Source organism: Paenibacillus sp. AR247 (genome assembly GCF_002968895.1).
GTDB classification, from domain to species: domain Bacteria; phylum Bacillota; class Bacilli; order Paenibacillales; family Paenibacillaceae; genus Paenibacillus_AQ; species Paenibacillus_AQ favisporus.
Genome location: NZ_PCZT01000025.1, coordinates 43,849 through 48,856, shown reverse-complemented (window position 1 = coordinate 48,856; position 5,008 = coordinate 43,849). Strand labels below are relative to the sequence as shown.

The 5,008-nt window shown below is 56.1% G+C and carries 3 protein-coding genes and 1 pseudogene; all 4 read left to right on the top strand.

The features are described 5' to 3' along the window. The first annotated feature begins 141 nt into the window (after positions 1–141). Positions 142–858: a YjjG family noncanonical pyrimidine nucleotidase gene (locus tag CPT76_RS32810; RefSeq protein ID WP_105445871.1), complete on the top strand. Its 717-nt coding sequence runs from the start codon at positions 142–144 to the stop codon at positions 856–858. Continuing rightward, positions 776–1,483 (top strand): annotated as a pseudogene (locus CPT76_RS32805) (DUF72 domain-containing protein); the annotation flags it as partial. The gene CPT76_RS32810 and the pseudogene CPT76_RS32805, both read left to right, overlap by 83 nt. Positions 1,484–1,732: 249 nt before the next feature. Further along, the gene (locus CPT76_RS32800; RefSeq protein ID WP_105445869.1) at positions 1,733–4,597 is read left to right on the top strand and encodes a 2-oxoglutarate dehydrogenase E1 component; all 2,865 of its coding nucleotides are present in this window, start codon (positions 1,733–1,735) and stop codon (positions 4,595–4,597) included. A gap of 5 nt (positions 4,598–4,602) precedes the next feature. After that, a partial coding sequence (locus CPT76_RS32795) for a biotin/lipoyl-containing protein (RefSeq protein WP_146116516.1) occupies positions 4,603–5,008 on the top strand: 406 nt, incomplete at its 3' end.

Genomic DNA, 5,008 nt, shown 5'->3' with positions numbered 1-5,008 from the left:
CCACGGACACGGACGCAAGCAGGCGTTTTTGGCGGCATGGTACAATAGAAACGCACAAACCAACCGGATGATGCCTTTGCATGACTTTGATTGAGGCACGCTGACGCCGTTTATATCACTTTACTGAAAGAAGGGTACATCTTGTCGTACGAATGGATTTTGTTTGATGCGGATGAAACGCTGTTCGATTTTAAAATGTCGGAGAGCCACGCGCTGAACCAGCTGCTTACCAGCTGCAGCCTGGACGCGAATGACACGGAAATAACGGGCTGCTATAAAAGGATCAATGAGGAGCTCTGGCGCGAATTTGAGCAGGGTCTGATCAGCTCGGCGGAGCTGCGGGTCGAGCGCTTTCGCCGATTCGGCCGCGAGCAGGGGCTGAACGACGACGCCGAGGAATTGAGCAGACGTTACCTGGGATCGCTCGCCGAAGGCGCGTTTATTTTGGCGGGTGCGCTGGATATCTGTCTCTATCTTAAGGAGCACGGTTACAAAATGGCCATCATCACGAACGGCATTAAAGAGGTGCAGTTTGGACGGATCGGCCGCTCCGACCTGAAGGACTTTTTCGAGGCGGTCATCGTCTCCGAGGATACGGGATTCCAGAAGCCGCAGGCGGGCATTTTCGAGCATGCCTTCCGGGTGATTCAGGAGGACCGCAAGGATAAAATGCTGATGGTCGGCGATTCCCTCACCTCGGACATTCAGGGCGGCAACCATATCGGTATCGACACGTGCTGGTACAACCCGAACCGCATGCCCAACGAAACCGCCGGAGAAATGGGCTGCTCAAACGCCGGATTCCTTCGGTTTTGTGGTGAAAGCCTACCAGGGAATGACCGGACACGCCCGGGGTAAAAGCCCTTATCCCGATTCCAGGACGATGTTTCAAGTGTTCCGGGAGTCTGCGGAGGTGCTGCGCCAGGCCGGCAAGCTGAGCGCCGTGCTGTTTCAGTATCCGCCGTGGTTTGACTGTGAGCGCAAGCATGTGGACATTCTGCGCCGGACCCGCGAGTGGATGGACGGATTTCCGCTGGCGTTGGAATTCCGCCATCAGAGCTGGTTTGCCGGGGAGATGAGGGAGAAGACGCTGGCCTTTATGAAGGAAGAAGGATGGATTCATACCGTCTGCGACGAGCCTCAGGCCGGAGAGGGATCGGTGCCGCTCGTTCTGGAAGCGACCCGTGAAGACGTGTCGCTTGTACGGCTGCATGGCCGCAATGCATCGGGATGGCATTCCAGCGGTCAGCCCAATTGGCGGGAGGTCCGGTATTTGTACAGGTACAGCGACGAGGAGCTTGAGGAATGGAAGGAGCATATCGGGAAGCTGCTGGAGAAAACCCGGGAATGCTGGGTCATTTTTAACAACAATTCGGGCGGGGATGCGGCGGACAATGCAATTCAGCTGATGGACAAGCTCGGCATGAAGACCCCGGAGAAGCCTCCGGGACAGCTGTCGCTTTTTGGCGAAGGGGAGCTGTAAATATTGTCATATACGAGAATGGGTGACAAACTTAATCCATCTGTTTTTTAGATGATAACTATATTAAATGGTTATTTCAGGTCTGGCTCCGATTTGTTTATAATAGAAATTGAGCCGCTTACATTATCGTGAAATGGCTTACATTGCATTGATTGTTCAGATTTCCGTCCAAATATAGATTGAACAATGAAGCGGTTTATTCATTCTATATGACTATTAAAAAATCAAGGCGGAGGTATCACGTTAACGATGATAACCAATAAGAGAGACGAGCAAGCGCAGGGGGCTTGGGAATCGTATTACGGGCCCAATCTGGGGTACGTCCAGGAACAGTACGAACGTTATGTAAATGATCCGGAATCGGTGGACGAAACGTACCGTAAAGTGTTCCAGCTGTGGGGAGCGCCGCCGATGGCGTCTGCCGAGCTGGAGCCGGCTGCGGCACCGAAATCCGTCGCTTTGGATGGCAACCTGCTGAAGAAGGGCGTTGACGCAGGCAAGCTGGTGTGGAACATCCGCACTTATGGACACCTGGCGGCAGACATTGATCCGCTGGGCATTCTCACCAAAGCCGACACACGGGTGCTTGAGCCAGAGCAGTACGGGCTGAGCCAATCCGACCTGGAAGCATTTCCGGCTTCATTGATCTGGGACGGAGCTCCCGATAACGTGAGAACTGGCTGGGAAGCCATCCAGAAACTGCGTCAAACATATACAGGCACGATTGCTTACGAATTCAGCCACGTCCATGAAGTGGAGGAGCGCGTATGGCTTAACCGCCAGGTCGAGAACCAGTCTGTGGTTCCTTTGAACGCAGAGCAGAAAAAGGCTCTGCTCGAAAGACTGGTGGAAGTAGATCAATTCGAGGAGTTCCTTCACAAAACTTTTGTCGGGCAGAAGCGCTTCTCCATCGAAGGAACCGACACGATGGTTCCGATGCTGGATGAGCTTGTCCGCCACATGGTGGACGAAGGTGCGGAGCATATTTTGATGGGCATGGCCCACAGGGGCCGTCTGAACGTGCTGGCCCACGTGCTCGGCAAGCCTTACGATAAAATTTTCGCGGAATTCCATCACTCCCCGAACAAGAAGATGTTCCCTTCAGAAGGATCGATGGGCATCAATTTCGGCTGGACCGGAGACGTGAAATACCATCTGGGTGCGAACCGCACCGTTGAAGGCGGCGACGTCAAAGCCAAGATCACGCTCGCGAACAACCCAAGCCATCTGGAGTACGTTAATCCGGTGGTCGAGGGCTTTGCCCGCGCCGCCCAGGAGGACCGCACCGAGCCGGGATATCCGCAGCAGGACGTAAACAAAGCCGCGACGGTGGTGATTCACGGGGATTCCGCATTCCCGGGCGAAGGCATCGTGGCCGAGACCTTGAACTTCAACAAGCTGCCGGGCTTCCAGAACGGCGGAACGATTCATATTATTGCGAACAACAACATCGGCTTTACGACGGAGAGTAAAGACTCCCGTTCGACGCATTACGCAAGCGACCTGGCGAAAGGTTATGAAATTCCGATCGTTCACGTGAACGCCGACGATCCCGAAGCGTGCATCAACGCGATGCGCCTGGCCAGCGAATACCGCAACAAGTTCAAGAAGGACTTCCTGATTGACTTGGTCGGTTACCGCCGCTACGGCCACAACGAAACGGACGATCCGGATACGACCCAGCCGCTCGTATACCAGAAAGTGAAGACTCATCCGCGGGTTGCCGCCATTTATGCGGATATCCTGATCAAGGAAGGCGTGATCAGCAAGGAAGAATCCGCGCAGATCATCCAGCAGGTTCAGGAACGCCTGAAGGCGGCATACGACCGGATTAAGGACAAGGAACAGGATCCGGCCAACTCGCATCACCAGACGCCAGCCGAAGAGCGGATCGCCAAGATCAAGACGGCCGTGCCGATTGGCAAGCTGCGCAAGATCAATAAGGATCTGCTGAGCCGTCCGGATGACTTCAACGTCTATCCTAAGCTGCAGCGTATTCTGGAGCGCCGGGAAACCGCGCTGAACGAGGGAAAGGTAGATTGGGGTCTTGCAGAGACGCTGGCTTTCGCCTCGATCGTCGCGGACGGCAAGCCGATCCGGCTGACCGGTCAGGACGCCGAGCGGGCCACTTTTGCGCACCGCAACTTGGTGCTGCATGATACGAAGAACGGCTCGACTTACTGCCCGATTCATCATCTGCCGGACGCCAAGGCATCCTTTGCAATTTACAACAGCCCGCTGTCCGAAGCAGCGGTGCTTGGATTCGAATACGGCTACAACGTGTACTCGCCGGAGACCTTGGTCATTTGGGAAGCCCAGTACGGTGACTTCTCCAACGTGGCTCAGGTGATCACCGACCAGTTCATTTCGGCCGGCCGCTCTAAATGGGGACAGAAATCGAGCCTCGTGATGCTCCTGCCTCACGGCTACGAAGGCGCCGGACCAGAGCACTCCAGTGCCCGTCTGGAACGGTTCCTGCAGCTCGGCGGGGAAGAGAACTTTACGGTAGCGAACGTTACGTCGGCAGCCCAGTACTTCCACTTGCTGCGCCGTCAAGCGGCACTGACCGAAAGCGAAGATGCGCGTCCGCTGATCTTGATGTCGCCGAAGAGCCTGATCCGGAATGCCCGCGTGGCTTCCAGCCCGTCCGAATTCGCCGAAGGATCCTTCAAGCCTGTGCTGGAACAGCCAGGTCTGGGCGGACGTCCGGAGCGCGTTGAGCGCATCGTCCTGTGCAGCGGCAAGATTGCCGTTGAGTTGGAGGAGGCGCTGGAGAAGAGCGGCGAGGCGAACGAATGGCTGCACATCCTCCGTGTGGAGCAGTTGTATCCGTTCCCTGAGAAGGAAGTCGCCGGCATTCTGGCCCGCTTTACGAACGTGAAGGAAATTTTGTGGGTACAGGAAGAGCCTGAGAACATGGGAGCATGGCGCTACATCGAGTCCAAGCTCCGCAAGGTGGCGCCGAAGGATACGCCGGTGAACTACAACGGCCGTCCGGAACGCTCCAGTACGGCGAGCGGCTTCCAACAAGTACACGCCTTCGAGCAGCAGCAAATCGTTGCGGCAGCATTGAATCAAAAATCCATTAAACATAACATCACTCTGGGGAGGTAGCGGCAGTGAGCGATATTACAGTACCGGCAATGGGAGAATCCATCACAGAAGGAACGATTTTTAAATGGCATGTGGAGGAAGGCCAGGCAGTCAGCCAGGGCGACGTCCTCCTCGAACTTGAAACGGATAAGGTCAATTTGGAAATCAGTGCCGAAGAAGACGGCGTGGTGGAGAAGATTCTGAGAAAAGACGGGGATACGGTTCAAATCGGTGAAGTGATCGGACGTATGGGCACCGGCGGCGACGCCAAACCGGCGTCCGCATCGGCAGCGAAGGAAGAGGCGCCGCAGGCTCAGCAGCCTTCTGCACCGGCTGCGGCACCAGCCCAACCGGCAGCGCCGGCAGCAGCCGAGCCTGCACGTTCCGGTGACGGCGAAGGTTACCTCGCCGCGTCGCCGGCGGCACGCAAGC